Annotated in this window: 13 protein-coding genes; all 13 read right to left on the minus strand. The window is 64.8% G+C overall.

Annotated features, from left to right (window positions below; all coding sequences use genetic code 11):
* Positions 1–13: 13 nt before the first annotated feature.
* Positions 14–1,132: a UDP-N-acetylglucosamine 2-epimerase gene (gene neuC, locus RT513_RS06790; RefSeq protein ID WP_290684454.1), complete on the minus strand. Its 1,119-nt coding sequence runs from the start codon at positions 1,130–1,132 to the stop codon at positions 14–16.
* Complete coding sequence (locus RT513_RS06795; protein WP_290684452.1) at positions 1,129–2,235, minus strand: rhamnan synthesis F family protein; 1,107 nt, start codon at positions 2,233–2,235, stop codon at positions 1,129–1,131. Before RT513_RS06795 ends, neuC begins: the two co-directional genes overlap by 4 nt.
* Before the next feature lie 54 nt (positions 2,236–2,289).
* On the minus strand, positions 2,290–3,012 hold the full coding sequence (locus RT513_RS06800; RefSeq protein WP_290684450.1) for a hypothetical protein: 723 nt from the start codon (positions 3,010–3,012) through the stop codon (positions 2,290–2,292).
* Positions 2,949–3,536 carry a hypothetical protein gene (locus RT513_RS06805; RefSeq protein WP_290684448.1) on the minus strand — a complete coding sequence of 196 codons (588 nt, stop codon included), beginning with the start codon at positions 3,534–3,536 and terminating at the stop codon, positions 2,949–2,951. Before RT513_RS06805 ends, RT513_RS06800 begins: the two co-directional genes overlap by 64 nt.
* Positions 3,537–3,601: 65 nt before the next feature.
* Entirely contained in the window at positions 3,602–4,381 is a 780-nt protein-coding gene (locus RT513_RS06810; protein ID WP_290684446.1) for a glycosyltransferase family 25 protein, read from the minus strand.
* Positions 4,378–5,406, minus strand: coding sequence for an N-acetylneuraminate synthase family protein (locus RT513_RS06815; protein WP_290684444.1), 1,029 nt, complete (start codon positions 5,404–5,406; stop codon positions 4,378–4,380). Before RT513_RS06815 ends, RT513_RS06810 begins: the two co-directional genes overlap by 4 nt.
* A gap of 136 nt (positions 5,407–5,542) precedes the next feature.
* On the minus strand, positions 5,543–7,948 hold the full coding sequence (pheT, locus tag RT513_RS06820) for a phenylalanine--tRNA ligase subunit beta (RefSeq protein WP_290684439.1): 2,406 nt from the start codon (positions 7,946–7,948) through the stop codon (positions 5,543–5,545).
* Entirely contained in the window at positions 7,945–8,397 is a 453-nt protein-coding gene (locus tag RT513_RS06825; protein WP_290684437.1) for a hypothetical protein, read from the minus strand. The genes pheT and RT513_RS06825 overlap by 4 nt, the downstream gene beginning before the upstream one ends.
* A gap of 146 nt (positions 8,398–8,543) precedes the next feature.
* On the minus strand, positions 8,544–9,626 hold the full coding sequence (pheS, locus tag RT513_RS06830) for a phenylalanine--tRNA ligase subunit alpha (protein ID WP_409518402.1): 1,083 nt from the start codon (positions 9,624–9,626) through the stop codon (positions 8,544–8,546).
* A gap of 88 nt (positions 9,627–9,714) precedes the next feature.
* Positions 9,715–11,217, minus strand: a complete 1,503-nt coding sequence (locus RT513_RS06835; RefSeq protein ID WP_290684435.1) for a tripartite tricarboxylate transporter permease — start codon at positions 11,215–11,217, stop codon at positions 9,715–9,717.
* A 9-nt stretch (positions 11,218–11,226) separates the two neighbouring features.
* The gene (locus tag RT513_RS06840) at positions 11,227–11,685 is read right to left on the minus strand and encodes a tripartite tricarboxylate transporter TctB family protein (protein ID WP_290684433.1); all 459 of its coding nucleotides are present in this window, start codon (positions 11,683–11,685) and stop codon (positions 11,227–11,229) included.
* Positions 11,686–11,745: 60 nt separating this feature from the next.
* Positions 11,746–12,720, minus strand: coding sequence for a tripartite tricarboxylate transporter substrate-binding protein (locus tag RT513_RS06845; protein WP_290684431.1), 975 nt, complete (start codon positions 12,718–12,720; stop codon positions 11,746–11,748).
* Between the two features lie 80 nt (positions 12,721–12,800).
* On the minus strand, positions 12,801–14,165 hold the full coding sequence (locus RT513_RS06850; RefSeq protein WP_290684542.1) for a sigma-54-dependent transcriptional regulator: 1,365 nt from the start codon (positions 14,163–14,165) through the stop codon (positions 12,801–12,803).
* Between the last annotated feature and the right edge of the window lie 5 nt (positions 14,166–14,170).

Raw genomic sequence — 14,170 nt, forward strand, 5'->3', positions numbered from 1 at the left:
GCCCTTCCCCCGATCAGCCAACGTCGCGGAAGGCCTTCTGGAAGCCGCGCGCCCAGAAGCTCTCGTCATTCAGGATGGCCACGAAACGATCCGCCGCGCGGCCTTCGCCAAAGGCCGTGTCCGGCGGAAACCGGCGTCCCCACTCCGTGGTGAGAAAATCGAGGATGGCGGCCCGATCCGCAGGCGTATGGACAATGGAGGGCGCCTCCGAGCGGTTGGTCTGCCGCGTGCCGATATCCAGCGACGGGATGCCGAGAAACGGCGCCTCCCGCACGCCCGCCGATGAATTGCCCACGAGACAGGCCGCATTCTTCATCAGCTCGGAAAAATAGGCGAAGCGCATGGACGGGATGCGCCGGAAGCGCTCCGCCGGAAGCCGGTCGATGGCGCGGAAGATATCCTCCGACCCAGGATCGTTGTTGGGCAGGATGACGACGAAATTCCGCCGCGACTCCGCCAATGCTCCGAACAGGGTCTCCGCCTGCGCACCGATGGTCGCCGCTTCGGAGGTGACGGGATGGAACACCGCGATGCCGTAATCGGCGAAGGGAATGTCGTAGCGCGCCTTCACCTCCGCCAGCGTCACGCCGGAGGGCGCGCCATGCTTGTCGAGTTCGGGCGAGCCGATGACATAGATCGCCTCCGGCGCCTCTCCCAGAGCCATGACCCGCGCCTTTGCCTGTTCGGAGGAGACGAAATGGCACCAGGCGAGCTTGGTGTTGCAGTGGCGGAAGATCTCGTCGATCGTGCCCGACACCTCTCCGCCTTCGATATGGGCGCAGCGGACGTAATTCGTGGCGCAGACCAGCGCGCAGGCCAGAGCCTCCACCCGGTCACCGTGGACGATGACCAGATCGGGCCGGTGTTCCGCCAGGAAATCGGAAAATCCGACGACGGTCTTGGCAAGGATCATGTCCTGCGGATCGCCCTCCCGCTGGTTCAGGAACTCGAACACCTCGACCCCGGCGAGACGATGCACCTCGATCTTCGTGCGCCCGTAGCGGTCCATCATATGCATGCCGGTCACGAAGAAGGACACGCGGAAGCCCGCATCCCGCGCCGCGACGGCGAGCGGTTCGAGCTTGCCGAAATCGGCGCGCGTGCCGGTGACGAAGAGGAGCGAGCGGGTCATGCCCTGCCCTCTGGCACGGAAGCCCGGATCTCGGCAAGCATGACCGGTAACGGCGGGGCCAGATCGCCCGCCGCGACGGCGCGGAGATACTGCCGCCGCATCTCCACCGTCTGGGCCCGGTTGCGCTTCTTCATGAATGACAGGCCGAACAGCACCGCGGCCCCCCAGTGGAACGTGTCGTGATAGGTGCCGCCCGCGGAAGCGCGCCGGATATGGTCCCGTGCCCGGTCACGGAAGCCATTCCCATCGGGCAGCGCGAGGATCGCGTCCCGCTCCTGCTCCAGCGCATCTTCCGAATAGGCGGCGTAGTCGAGCGTCTTGCGGAGCCATCCGTCATCCGCCGTCGCGGCATGGTCCAGAAACGCCTGCCGCGAGGCAAGCCCGGAAGGGGCAAAGCCGCCCGCGAACATCGCCTGCGAGAAGCCCTTCTCGCCCCGCTGGAGCACCTTCCGCTTGGTGGAGGACATCAGGTAATCGCGCCAGTAGTCGCGGAAAGCCGTGCTCCGCCGCGCGGCGCGGGAGACGAGGAAGAAGTAGCTCTCGTAATGGGAGCGATGGACGCGGTTGCCCTTCAACTCATACATCGCTCCAAGGAAGCGGCTGCCGGAGGCCTCCATCCGCGCGATCATCGTCTCATCCTCGCGCAGCGGGAACCAGATGCTGTCGTTGAGGATGAGCAGCCACTCCGGGTCCAGCCCCTGTTCCTCCAGCACTCTCAGCCCGTCCCGGTAGCCGCCGAAATCATAACCGAAGTTCGGCCGCTCCATAACGAAGGCCGAGCGGGCGAGAACAGCCTCCGCACCCCCGTCCAGCGGGGCGTTGGAGACCACCAGCGGCACGTAGCCCCGCCCGAGCAGGTGATCGAGCATCGCGAGGGTCGAGGGTGCGATCCCCGCAGGCTGATAGAGCAGCACCAGCGCCACCCGGCTCCCGGCCACCTGTGCTCCCTTCTGAAGCGTCACAGCCGCCGGGAACCGCGCGTCATGCCGCCGGGTCGCGGAGCGATCAGGCAGAACGCTCAACGCATCGGTCACCTGATGACGCAGCCGGTTGATCTCCCGCAGCGCCTTGCCGCGCCAGCCCAGTCCCGATTTCACAGCCATGCGTTCCCTCAGCGCCGTTCGCGGCCCCCAATATGGCGTCTCGGGAGAGGAGGTCTAGGCCGCGTCTTCACGGGCGTCATTCATTGGCGGCGCTTCTGAAGACATCGCGGGCAGAAATCGCTCCAGCACGGCCCCGGCGGCAGGATCGGCCTCGAGCGCCCGGTCGGCCTCGAACGCGCGAGCGAACTTCCAGGATGTGGAAATCTGCCGGCAGTGAAGAAAGTGGAAGCCCCGGCCGCGAAACAGGTTCCGCGGAACCGCCGCAAGGCTGTGCACACCCCAGACCCAGCGTCCCAGGACAGACCCCGGAACGATGCAGTATTTCGGCTCACACCGCTCCTCCTGCGGGTCACGGAAGCGGTGGGATGCGTGACGCGGCCGGCTCTCCTGCCCGCCGGAATGACGCCACCGGCCCGGGATGGTGACATAACCGCTCCGGCTGCGAACCGCATGATCGAAGATGCTTTCCCCGGTTTCCGAAACCACCAGTTCGTCGATATCGACGGGGAGAACCGCGCGGGCATCGCGAAACAGCGTATCCCGCATGTGGTTCATCATTGCGACCTGAAGAAACTCCGCCCGGCCCAGTCCCCGCCGCGCGCCCGAAACCGGACCGTAGCGAAGCGGCGCCTCCACTACCCGCACCGTCGTCAGTCCCGCATCGCGGAGGGCGGCAGCGATATCAGCGCTGGTGAAATCCCTGCTCCCGTTATTCACGACGACAGCCGCATTGGCCCCGTGGGCATTCCGGTGAAACAGCCCCAGTCGTGAATCCATTTCGGATCCCCATTCTTCACCATGGAATAGAGGCAGTTCTTCCCCGCAAAATCGCGACCATTTGTCGCATTAACCGGAGCATCAAAAGATAAATGCCGATACCGAAGCCCGAAACTTTTCGGATTCGCAGAAACCCGGAAATCCAGCGTCCAGAACTGCCCCTGTCGACGTACTCTCTCAGGTCTTGCGCCAGTTCCATCTATGGAAAAGCTGCCGCGCAGCAATATAGATGCAAGATTTACAGGGTTTGGACAGCAGATCCGCAGGATATTATCGTCGGCGATATACACGGCATCGTAGATCAGCGTCGTCCTGTCATATCCATCCCAGAACTGGGGTTCACTGATCCGGGTTCTCGCAGGCGGATGCCTGAACGTCTCGAAATCTTCCGGCAGGGAAAGCGAAGAAATTTCGTAAAACTCGTCCGCCATTGCCACAGAACCATCGCTGCCGAAAAATAAACGCGCTCCGGCACCCATAATAAGGTCTGCAACGGCTAGCGCATTGATTTTTATTTCAAGCAACCTTTGGCTGAATTCAACTTTCTGGTTTCAGGTTTCAGCACGCATCTGTTTCCAATGCAAAATCCTTAAAGTTGACGCCCGCAGCGCGGCCAGAGATAGCCCTTCTTCAGCAACCACCAGCCGCGACGAAAGTAATTGGCAGCTTTCAATCGGTAATAGGGAAGACGCTGATACCATTTCAGCCGCGTCACATCCGCGAAACCGGAGCCGGTGATAAGGCTTTGGCCGCCATCGTCCACATGGCTGGGGAAGGGTTCCAGACCGAACAGCCGATAGTCGTGGATGAAGAACCGGTTGATCTCATGATCCGTGGCGCGGGTGATCGGGATCATTTCCGGGCGAAGGCGCTCGATCACCTCCCGCTTCACCAGATATGCTCCAGTCCCGGTCGCAGGACCAAGATAGGCGTTGACATGATACGGCCCGATCCTGCCCTGACAGATCGGCATCTTGGCCCGGATCCGGTTGAGCTTCAGGACGTCCCAGGCGCCGTCATGCGCCAGCGCCAGATCGACGGCGGAGAGGAAATCGTCGTGGAACACCACGTCATCCTCAAGGATCAACGCGACCTTCTTGTCGGAGGCCAGAAATTCCCCCCAGACGCCCAGATGGGAATGGTAGCAGCCGATCCCGCCCATCAGAATCCTGCGCCCGAGGTTGCGTTCGAACTGCTCCAGATCGACGGTCTTCAGAAGCTCCTCCGCCCGCGCCTTGCCATCCACACCGTCGAAGACGGTATAGGGCAGGTCCATCCCGGCAAGCTGCGCCTCCATCTTCCGCCGCCGCTCCACCGCGCGGGGCAGGTTGATGAGCCAGCAACCCATATCGGCGCGCGTGAGACTCATGCGAGGTCCGCCCATTTCAGCTGCGTGTTGCGGGTGACGGCACGGGTCAGCCGCTTGCCCACCACACTGTCGAACTCATAGGCGGGAATTTCGCCCGAACCGGGGCGGCGGGCCCAGATGTCGGCCTCCGCGATGACATGGCCTTCGGGAAGGTCGCGATCCGCCACCACGCTGCCGCGTGCGAAGGCATAGACGGATTCCTCCGCCTGCGTGCGTTCCTTCGGGTTGTTGGCGGCGATCCAGATCTCGCGGGACCGGTCGATCAGGAAACGCAGCTCCGCAGGATCCATGGAGTTGATGATGTCCGGCCCGATGCGATAGCGCGTATCGGTATAGTGCCGCTCCAGGATACAGGCGCCGAGCGCCACGGAAGCGAGCGCCATCTCCGGCCCGATGGAATGGTCGGAAAAACCCACGACCGCCTTCGGGAAGGCGGCGCGCAACTCCGTCACGCCCTTCAGGGACACGATCTCCGCCGGGGAGGGATAGAGGTTCGTGCATTCGAGCAGCGCGTAGTCGATCCCCGCCTCGTCAAGTATCCGCACGGAGGCGCTGACCGACTGGATCGTCTGCATCCCGGTGGACATGATGACCGGCTTGCCGAAACGGGCGATGTGGCGGATGAGCGGCAGGTTGTCGGCCTCGCCGGAGCCGATCTTGAAGGCCGGCACGCCGATGTCGTTCAGAAAATCGGCCGCCGCGCGGGAGAAGGGCGTGGAGAGATAGATCATCCCCAGCCCCTCGGTATAATCCTTCAGCGCGATCTCGTCCTCGCGGCTCAGGGCATTCCGCTCCATCACCTCCCAGATCGAGACATCGGCATTCGGCGGGAAGATGGACTTCGCCTCCTCCGTCATCTCGTCTTCGATGATGTGCGTCTGATGCTTGATGCATTCGCAGCCCGAAGCGGCGGCGAGGCGGACCATCTCCTTGGCGACGGCGAGACTGCCGCCGTGGTTGATCCCGATCTCGGCGATCACCAGCGGCGGCTGACCGGGTCCGATCTCACGGTGGGCGATTTTCATTGCATCATCCGGGCTTGTTGCACGGGCCAGATGTGCGTCATCCCACGCCGGTCTTCAAGGCTGCGCGACATTTGCGCCCGCCGCGGGCGGCTCCCCGCCCGGCCGGAGGGCCGGACGGGGGCAGACGGGGGGCGGGTCAGCCGCGCAACGCGCCACCCGTGGCCTTTGCGACCTTCTCCACGATCCTGGCGGAAACGGCGGCGATCTCCTCCTCCGTCAGGGTGCGGTCCTTGGGCTGGAGGCGCACGGTGATGGCGAGGCTCTTCTTGCCCGCACCCATCTGCGCCTCCGCCTTCTCGCCGGAGAATTCGTCGAATACGCGCACTTCCTCGATCAGCGCCTTGTCCGCCCCCTGCGCGGCGTTGACGAGCGTCAGGGCCTCCACGGAGCGGTCGATCACGAAGGCGAAGTCCCGTTCCACCGCCTGCAGATCGGAGAGCACGAGCGCGGGGCGCGTCGTGCCCTTGCCGCGCGGCAGCGGGATCGCGTCCAGATGAACGGTAAAGGCGACCGCCGGGCCCTTCACGTCGAAGGCGCGCAGGATACGGGGATGCACCTCGCCGAAGGTGGCGATGGCGTTCTTGCCAAGGCCGATGCGGCCTGACCGGCCGGGGTGGAAGGCATCGCCCGCGTCGCGGCTGATCTGCACCCGCTGCGGCGCGCCCGCGGCCGACAGGATCGCCTCCGCATCCGCCTTGGCGTCATACACGTCGAAACCGCGCCGGCCGCCGTGCACATCGCGCCCGACAGCCTCGCCCACCAGAAGCCCGGTGATCTCCGTCGCCTGTTCGCCCGGTTCACCGCCGGTGAACACCGGCCCGACCTCGAAGAACGCCAGATCGGCGAAACCGCGCGCCTGATTGCGGGCCGCAGCCTCCAGAAGGCCGGGCAGGAGCGACGGGCGCAGATGCGTCATGGCCGAGGAGATCGGGTTCTCCACCCGCGTGGCCGGCTCTGCGCCGCCGAACAGCTTTGCCGCCGCTTCGGAGATGAAACTGTAGGTCACGCATTCGTTGTAGCCGAGCGTCGCCGCCGTGCGCCGCGCCGCGCCCTCCCGCCGCTGCCGGGGGGAGAGGATCGGCTTGGGCACCCCCGCCGTCGCCCGTGGCAGGGGCTGACCCCGCAGCTTGGTGAGGGAGGCCACGCGCGCGACCTCCTCCACCAGATCGGCCTCTCCCAGCACGTCGGGGCGCCAGGAGGGGGGGCTGGCCATATCGCCCGTGAAGGTGAAGCCGAGCGCCTCCAGCGTGCGCTTCTGCTCCGTCGCGGGGATATCCATGCCGACGAGGCTGATGATCCGCTCCGGCTGCCAGCGATAGGCGCGGGCGGTATCGGGGACCGCGCCCGCGACCTGCACCTCCGACGCCTCACCCCCGCAGAGGTCGAGGATCATGCGCGTCGCAAGCTCCATCCCCTCCAGCGTGAAGTCCGGGTCGATGCCACGCTCGAACCGGTAGCGCGCGTCCGAGATGATCTTGAGTGCGCGACCCGTCGTTGCCGTGCGGATCGGGTCGAAATACGCGGCCTCCAGATAGACGCTGACCGTCTCCTCCGTGCAGCCCGAAGCCTCGCCCCCCATGACGCCACCCAGGCTCTCCACACCGGCATCATCGGCAATCACTGTGATGCCGGGCGTCAGGGCGTAGCTCTTGCCATCCAGCGCCAGCAGGTCTTCCCCCTCCCGGGCCGAGCGCACGGTCAGCGTGCCCTTGACCTTGTCCGCGTCGAAGACATGCAGCGGGCGGTTCAGATCGAAGGTGAAGTAATTGGTGATGTCCACCAGCGCGGAAATGGGCCGCAGACCGATGGCCTTCAGCCGCGCCTGCATCCATGAGGGCGAGGGGCCGTTCTTCACCCCGCGGATCACCCGCCCGGCAAAGAGCGGGCAGAAGGGGAGCGTATTGCCCTCGATGCTCACCGGGATCGGGTTCGGGAAGGCGCCCGGCACCTTTTCGACGGCCAGCGGCTTCAGCGTTCCAAGGCCCCGCGCCGCCAGATCGCGCGCGACGCCCCGCACCCCCAGCGCATCGGGGCGGTTGGGGGTAATCTTGATGTGGAACATCGGATCGACCGCGCCGGGACGGTTCTCCGCCAGCCAGTCCACGAATTTCTCGCCGACCTCGCCCGAGGGAAGTTCGATGATCCCGTCATGCTCGTCCGACAGTTCCAGCTCGCGTTCGGAGGCCATCATGCCATGGCTTTCCACGCCGCGGATCTTGCCCACGCCGAGCGTGATGTCGAGCCCGGGCACATAGTCACCGGGCTTCACCAGCACGACGGTGATCCCCGCCCGCGCATTGGGCGCACCGCAGACGATCTGCTTCTCGCCCTCGTCCGTCATCACGCGGCAGACCCGGAGCCGGTCGGCATCGGGGTGCTGTTCGGCGTGGAGCACCTTCGCCAGCGTGAAGGGTTTCAGCCGGGCGGAAGGATCGGACACCTCCTCCACCTCCAGCCCGAGATCGGTCAGCGTCTCAGCGATTTCCTCGACGGTGGCCGTGGTGTCGAGATGGTCTTTCAGCCAGGAGAGGGTGAATTTCATTTTTTGTTTTCCTTCGCCTCTAGATGGGCGGTAGACAGCAGCTGCTTTTTGATTGTCTCGATCAGCTCGATCTGTTCATTTCGAAACTCGTCAGTCCCCGAATTAAAGCTGTAGAGCTTACGGCGATATTCGTTGGGAGACCTATCACGAAGATTATAGGCTACCTTCAAGCTTGAACGGAGCGAGTTCCGCAAAGTTAGCAGGCGTTCGGCAGCCGATACCGCAGGGCTATCGAGAGCCAGGTCAAGACGGATTTGAGCGGCAACTTTTGCCTGCTGAAGTATTTCAAAGAAATCGCGTTCCTGTTTGAGCCGACCAATATATTCCTCAAATTCGGCATCTGGATTTTCTGCGTCCAGTTCACGAACGGGACTACGGATGAAATCGAACGAATCTCCAACATTTACCGCTGCCATAATAAGAGCTTCTGCCGCTTCTGCCCGTTTCATAGAGCGCGCCTCATCGCGCCAACTGCTCAACTGGCGAAAGCCAATCCAAATCGCCCCGGAAGTCAGTAGAAGTGTCCCCACAGCCGCGACTGCAGAAACCACAGCTGCAATGTCGCTAGTCGTGACGAATGCCCCTACTCCTTGGCTCACCTGCTCAACCCGCCCACAATCCCCGGCACATCGAGCGCGGCGAAGCCGTAGTGCTTGAGCCATCGCAGGTCGCTTTCGAAGAACGCGCGCAGGTCGGGGATGCCGTATTTCAGCATGGCGATCCGGTCGATGCCCATGCCGAAGGCGAAGCCCTGCCATTCGTTCGGGTCGATGCCGCCCGCGGCCAGAACCTTCGGGTGGACCATGCCGCTGCCGAGGATTTCGAGCCACGAGTCGCCTTCGCCGATCTTGAGCTGGCCACCCTCCCAGGAGCAGCGGATATCGACCTCCGCCGAGGGTTCGGTGAAGGGGAAGTGCGAGGCGCGGAAGCGCAGTTCCACGCTGTCCACTTCGAAGAAGGCACGGCAGAACTCCTCCAGCACCCATTTGAGGTTGGCCATGTTGATGTCGCGGCCGAGCGCCAGCCCCTCGACCTGATGGAACATCGGCGTGTGGGTCTGATCCATGTCCATGCGATAGACGCGCCCCGGACAGATGACGCGAAGCGGGGCGCCCCGTTCCTGCATCGCGCGGATCTGCACGGGCGAGGTATGGGTCCGCAGCACGTTCGGCGGGCGGTTGTCGCCCGGATCGCGCGCCATGAAGAAGGTGTCATGCTCCTGCCGGGCGGGGTGCTCGGGCGCGATGTTCAGCGCGTCGAAATTGTACCAGTCGCTCTCCACCTGCGGGCCTTCCGCCACGGCGAAGCCCATGTCGGCAAAGATGGCGGTGACCTCCTCCGTCACCTGGCTCACGGGATGGATCGTGCCCTGACGGCGGGGGCGGGCGGGCAGGGTGACGTCCAGCCACTCCGCCTTCAGCCGGGCGTCGAGCGCCGCATCGCCGAGAGCGGTATTGCGGGCGCGAAGGGCGGCGTCGATCTCGTCCTTCAGGCGGTTCAGCGCGGCGCCGGTGGTCTGGCGCTCCTCCGGGGTCATCTTGCCCAGTTCGCGCATCTTCAGGCTGATCTCGCCCTTCTTGCCCAGCGCGGCAAGGCGGATATCCTCCAGCGACGACTCATCCGACGCCCCGGCGATGCCGTCGAGATACCTGCCCCTCAGTGCGTCCAAACCGTCCATGTCATCTCTCCGGGAAAATCCGGGCCCGTGCTACCACAGGCCCGGCCCCGGGGAAAAGACCCAAGCCCGAGGCAGGGCCGGATCGGGTTCATTCCTCGACGAACACCTCTTCCCGCTTGCGGCGGATGTTGGGCAGGAACAGCACCACCAGCACGGCCAGCGTCAGCAGCAGGAGCGTCAGGCTGATCGGCCGGTTGACGAAGGTCATGGGATCGCCCCGCGACAGAATCATAGCCCGGCGCAGGTTCTCCTCCATCATCGGGCCGAGGACGAAGCCCAGCAGCAGCGGCGCGGGCTCGAACCCCAGTTTGGCCATGACATAGCCGAGCAGACCGAAGGCCGCGACGGCATAGAGGTCGAAGGTGTTGGAGGCGACGCTGTAAACACCGATGGAGCAGAAGGCCATGATGATGGGAAACAGCACGTAGTAGGGGACCGTCAGCAGCTTTACCCAAAGCCCGATCAGCGGCAGGTTCAGCACGACGAGCATCAGGTTGCCAATCCACATCGAGGCGATGATCCCCCAGAAGAGCGCGGGTTGCTCCGTCGCCACATTGGGGCCGGGAACGATGCCCTGAATGATCATCGCGCCGATCATCAGCGCCATGACGGGATTTGCGGGAATCCCCAGCGTAAGCAAGGGGATGAAGGAGGTCTGCGCCCCGGCATTGTTGGCGGATTCCGGCCCCGCCACGCCCTCCAGCGCACCGTGGCCGAATTCCGCAGGGTTCTTCGCGAGACGCTTTTCCATCGTGTAGGAGGCGAAGGAGGCAAGGATCGCCCCGCCCCCCGGCAGGATGCCCAGCACCGAGCCAAGCGCCGTCCCGCGCAACACCGGTGCCACCATGCGCCGGAACTCCTCCCGGTTGGGCATGAGCCTGTCCACAGTGGTGCGCAGGATGGAGCGGCTCCCCTCAGACTCCAGGTTGCGCAGGATCTCCGCAATGCCGAAAACGCCCACGGCAAGCGCGACGAAGTTCAGCCCGTCGGCATATTCGCGGATGCCCAGAGTGAACCGCGGCGTGCCGGTGTAGATATCCGTGCCCACCAGCCCGAGCAGCAGCCCGAGCACCACCATGGCCAGCGCCTTGAGCACCGAGCCATGCGCAAGCGCGATGGACATGACGAGGCCGAGGAGCATCAGCGAAAAATACTCCGCCGCGCCGAAGCGCAGGGCAATGGCGGTGAGCGGCGGCGCAAAGATCGCCACCAGCAGGGTGGAAACCGTCCCGGCAAAGAAGGATCCCAGCGCGGCAATGGCAAGGGCAGTGCCCGCCTTTCCCTTGCGCGCCATCTGATAGCCGTCGATCGCCGTCACGGCAGAGGACGATTCGCCCGGCATGTTGATGAGGATGGCCGTGGTCGAGCCGCCGTATTGCGCGCCGTAGTAGATGCCCGCCAGCATGATGAGCGAGGAGACGGGTTCCAGCTGGAACGTGATCGGCAGCAGCATGGCGATGGTCGCCGTGGCGCCGATCCCCGGCAGCACGCCCACCAGCGTACCGAGCAGCGCCCCGATCAGGCAGAACAGCAGGTTCGCAGGCGTCGATGCCGTGGCAAAGCCCAGCGCGAGGTTTGAGAGCAGATCCATCGTCGGGCCTCAGAACGGGAGCCAGGGGCCGAAACGCCGGAACGGCAGGCCGAGGGCATAGCTGAACACAAGGGTCGAAAACACCGTGATGGCAACGGCGAGCACCACCGCGCCCAGAGGGCGCATCCGCGTGGAGGCGAAGGAAGCGATGAGCGCCGTGACGAACAGCGCCGGCACGAAGCCCAGCCCCCGCACCGTCAGCCCGAAGAAGATCGGCGCAGGAAGGATGAACAGCATGCCCCTCCACGCGATTTCGCCGATCGGTTCGCCCCTGGTGCGAAAGCCGTCGAAAAGGATGATGAGCCCCAGGAGACCAAGCACCAGCGACAGGACGAACGGGAAGTAACCCGGCCCCATGCGCCGCGATGTCCCAAGCTCCAGGTCGAGCGATTCCAGCGCGAAGAACAGGGCGGTGAGGACCAGCAGCGCGCCGCCGATCAGACTGCTGGTGTTCAGATGACGTGACATTCGGATCTCCGGATGGGGAGCGCCCGACAGAGTCGGACGCAGCAGATCGACCATCGGGGGTCAGTCGGCATAGACGCCGGCAGCCTCGATCACCGGCTTCCAGCGGGCGATTTCCGTCTCCAGCTTCTCCTTGAGCGCCGCCGGGGTCGCTTCCGCGGCGGAGGAGGGCGTGGTGCCAAGTTCCGCAAAGCGTGCAATCACGTTCGGATCGGCAAGCGCCTTCTGCAGCGAGACGGAGAGGCGCTCGTTGATCGCCGCCGGCGTGCCTTTCGGCGAATAGATGCCGTGCCAGATGCCCACGGTAAAGCCGTCAAGGCCCGCCTCGGACGCGGTGGGCAGATCGGGGAAGATCGCCAGCCGTTCGGGCGAGGTCACGGCATAGGCCTTGATCGTGCCGCCCTTGATCTGCTGGGTGGTGTTGGTGGTCTGGTCGCACATCAGATCCACCTGCCCGCCCAACAGATCCGTCATCGCCGGGCCCGTCCCCTTGTAGGGCACCGTCACCAGAGGCGTGTCGATGGCCGACATGAACATCATCCCGCAGAGATGCGAGGCCGCGCCGATCCCGGCATTGGCGAGCGTCACCTCGTCCGCGTGTTCCTTGACGTAGGAGATCAGGCCCTTGAGGTCTGCGGCTTCCATGTCCTTGCGGGAAACGATGGTCATGGGCACTTCGGTGACGAGGCCCACATACTCGAAGTCGCCCAGCGTGTCATAGGCCAGCTTGCGATACAGCGTGGCCGAGGTCGCCATGCCGATATGGTGGAGCAGCAGCGTGTAGCCGTCAGGATCCGCCGTCGCAACCCGGCCCGCGCCAAGCGTTCCACCGGCACCGCCCACGTTCTCGATGATGACCTGCTGGCCGAGATCGCGGGACATGGACTCCGCCACAAGCCGCGCGACGGTATCGGTCGGGCCACCCGCCGAGAAGGGCACGATCATCGTGATCTGCCGCGTGGGATAGTCCTGCGCCATTGCCGCACCGGCAAGCATCGCAAAGCCGGCAGCCAAGCCGCCGATGAGTTTCCTCGTCATGGTATCCTCCCTCAGGGGCGCTGATTGGCCGCACCCTCCGGGAAAGGATGGCATTTCCGGAACGACAGGTCACCAAAATGTTATTGCCGGGCGGAAAATTCGGGTTCCAGCTCCGTGGCTTCTGCCGTTTCCGACAGAAGCTTTCTGTCCAGACCGTATTTCTGCATCTTCTCATAGAGCGTCTTGCGAGAGATCCCGAGCGCTTCATAGACCGGCTTCAACCGGCCCCCATGGGCGCTGATCGCGCCGGATATGAGGCTCCGCTCGAACTCCGCCACCCGGTCCGACAGCCGGGAGCCCTCGCCCGTCGCGCTCTCCATACCCTCGATTCCGAGCACGAAGCGTTCAGCGGCATTGCGTAGCTCGCGCACATTTCCGGGCCAGTCGCGGGTGGAGAGCCTGGCCAGCAGGCCGGGAGGCGCCTCCCGCTCCGCCACGCCATGCCGCGCCGCCGCTTCGCGAGCGAGGTGGAGGAAGAGGAGCGGTATGTCCTCCCGGCGCTCCATCAACGAAGGCAGCCGGATCGTCGCGACGTTCAGCCGGTAGTAGAGATCCTCCCGGAAGCGGCCTGCGGCCACCTCCTCCGCCAGATCGACCTTGCTGGTGGCGATGAAGCGGACATCAAGGGGGATGGCATCGTGCGACCCCAGCCGGGTGATGACCCGCGCCTCCAGCACCCGCAGCAGCTTGGCCTGAAGATCGAAGGGCATGGAGCCGATCTCATCGAGCAGGATCGTCCCTCCGCGGGCATGTTCGAACTTGCCGAACCGCGACCGCAGCGCCCCGGGGAAGGCGCCGATCTCATGGCCGAACAGCTCGCTTTCGATCAGCGTCGCGGGCAACGCGGCGCAATCGATGGCGATAAACGGCCGCTGCGCGCGGGAGGACAGGTCGTGCATCGCCCGCGCGACGACCTCCTTCCCTGCCCCCGTCGGCCCGATGATGAGCGCATCGGCATCCGAGGCGCCGATGGCGCGCAGACGGTAGCGCAGGTCCACCATCCCCTGGGAGCGGCCCGGCACGCGGGTTTCGATATCGTCCCGCTTGCCCGCCGCCGCACGGAGCCGCCGGTTCTCCAGCACCAGCCCCCGGTGGTCGAGCGCGCGGCGCAGCACCGCCACCAGCGCCTGCATGGTGAAGGGCTTCTCGATGAAGTCGTAGGCCCCACGCCGCATGGCCTCGACGGCGAGCTGCACCTCTGCATGGCCGGTGATGAGGACCACGGGGATTTCCGCGTCGATCTCCCGCACGCGGTCCAGCAGGGTCATGCCATCCATGCCGGGCATGCGGATATCGCTGGCGATGACGCCGTTGAACCCCGGGGCGGCAAGGGCCAGAACCTCCTCCGCGGAGGCAAATGCCTCGACCTGGAAACCCGCAAGGTCCAGCCCCTCCGCCGTGGAATGACGCATTTCCGCGTCATCGTCGGCCAGCAATATCCGCATGATGC

This window comes from Haematobacter sp., assembly GCF_032102465.1.
GTDB lineage: Bacteria > Pseudomonadota > Alphaproteobacteria > Rhodobacterales > Rhodobacteraceae > Haematobacter.

Excerpts from the sequence above, each read along its gene's own strand:
- RT513_RS06825 (WP_290684437.1), bottom strand. The coding sequence starts at position 8,397 with ATGAAACGGGCAGAAGCGGCAGAAGCTCTTATTATGGCAGCGGTAAAT.
- RT513_RS06840 (WP_290684433.1), bottom strand. The coding sequence starts at position 11,685 with ATGTCACGTCATCTGAACACCAGCAGTCTGATCGGCGGCGCGCTGCTG.
- pheS (WP_409518402.1), bottom strand. The coding sequence starts at position 9,626 with ATGGACGGTTTGGACGCACTGAGGGGCAGGTATCTCGACGGCATCGCC.
- RT513_RS06835 (WP_290684435.1), bottom strand. The coding sequence starts at position 11,217 with ATGGATCTGCTCTCAAACCTCGCGCTGGGCTTTGCCACGGCATCGACG.
- neuC (WP_290684454.1), bottom strand. The coding sequence starts at position 1,132 with ATGACCCGCTCGCTCCTCTTCGTCACCGGCACGCGCGCCGATTTCGGC.
- RT513_RS06810 (WP_290684446.1), bottom strand. The coding sequence starts at position 4,381 with ATGAGTCTCACGCGCGCCGATATGGGTTGCTGGCTCATCAACCTGCCC.
- RT513_RS06815 (WP_290684444.1), bottom strand. The coding sequence starts at position 5,406 with ATGAAAATCGCCCACCGTGAGATCGGACCCGGTCAGCCGCCGCTGGTG.
- RT513_RS06795 (WP_290684452.1), bottom strand. The coding sequence starts at position 2,235 with ATGGCTGTGAAATCGGGACTGGGCTGGCGCGGCAAGGCGCTGCGGGAG.
- pheT (WP_290684439.1), bottom strand. The coding sequence starts at position 7,948 with ATGAAATTCACCCTCTCCTGGCTGAAAGACCATCTCGACACCACGGCC.
- RT513_RS06850 (WP_290684542.1), bottom strand. The coding sequence starts at position 14,165 with ATGCGGATATTGCTGGCCGACGATGACGCGGAAATGCGTCATTCCACG.
- RT513_RS06845 (WP_290684431.1), bottom strand. The coding sequence starts at position 12,720 with ATGACGAGGAAACTCATCGGCGGCTTGGCTGCCGGCTTTGCGATGCTT.
- RT513_RS06800 (WP_290684450.1), bottom strand. The coding sequence starts at position 3,012 with ATGGATTCACGACTGGGGCTGTTTCACCGGAATGCCCACGGGGCCAAT.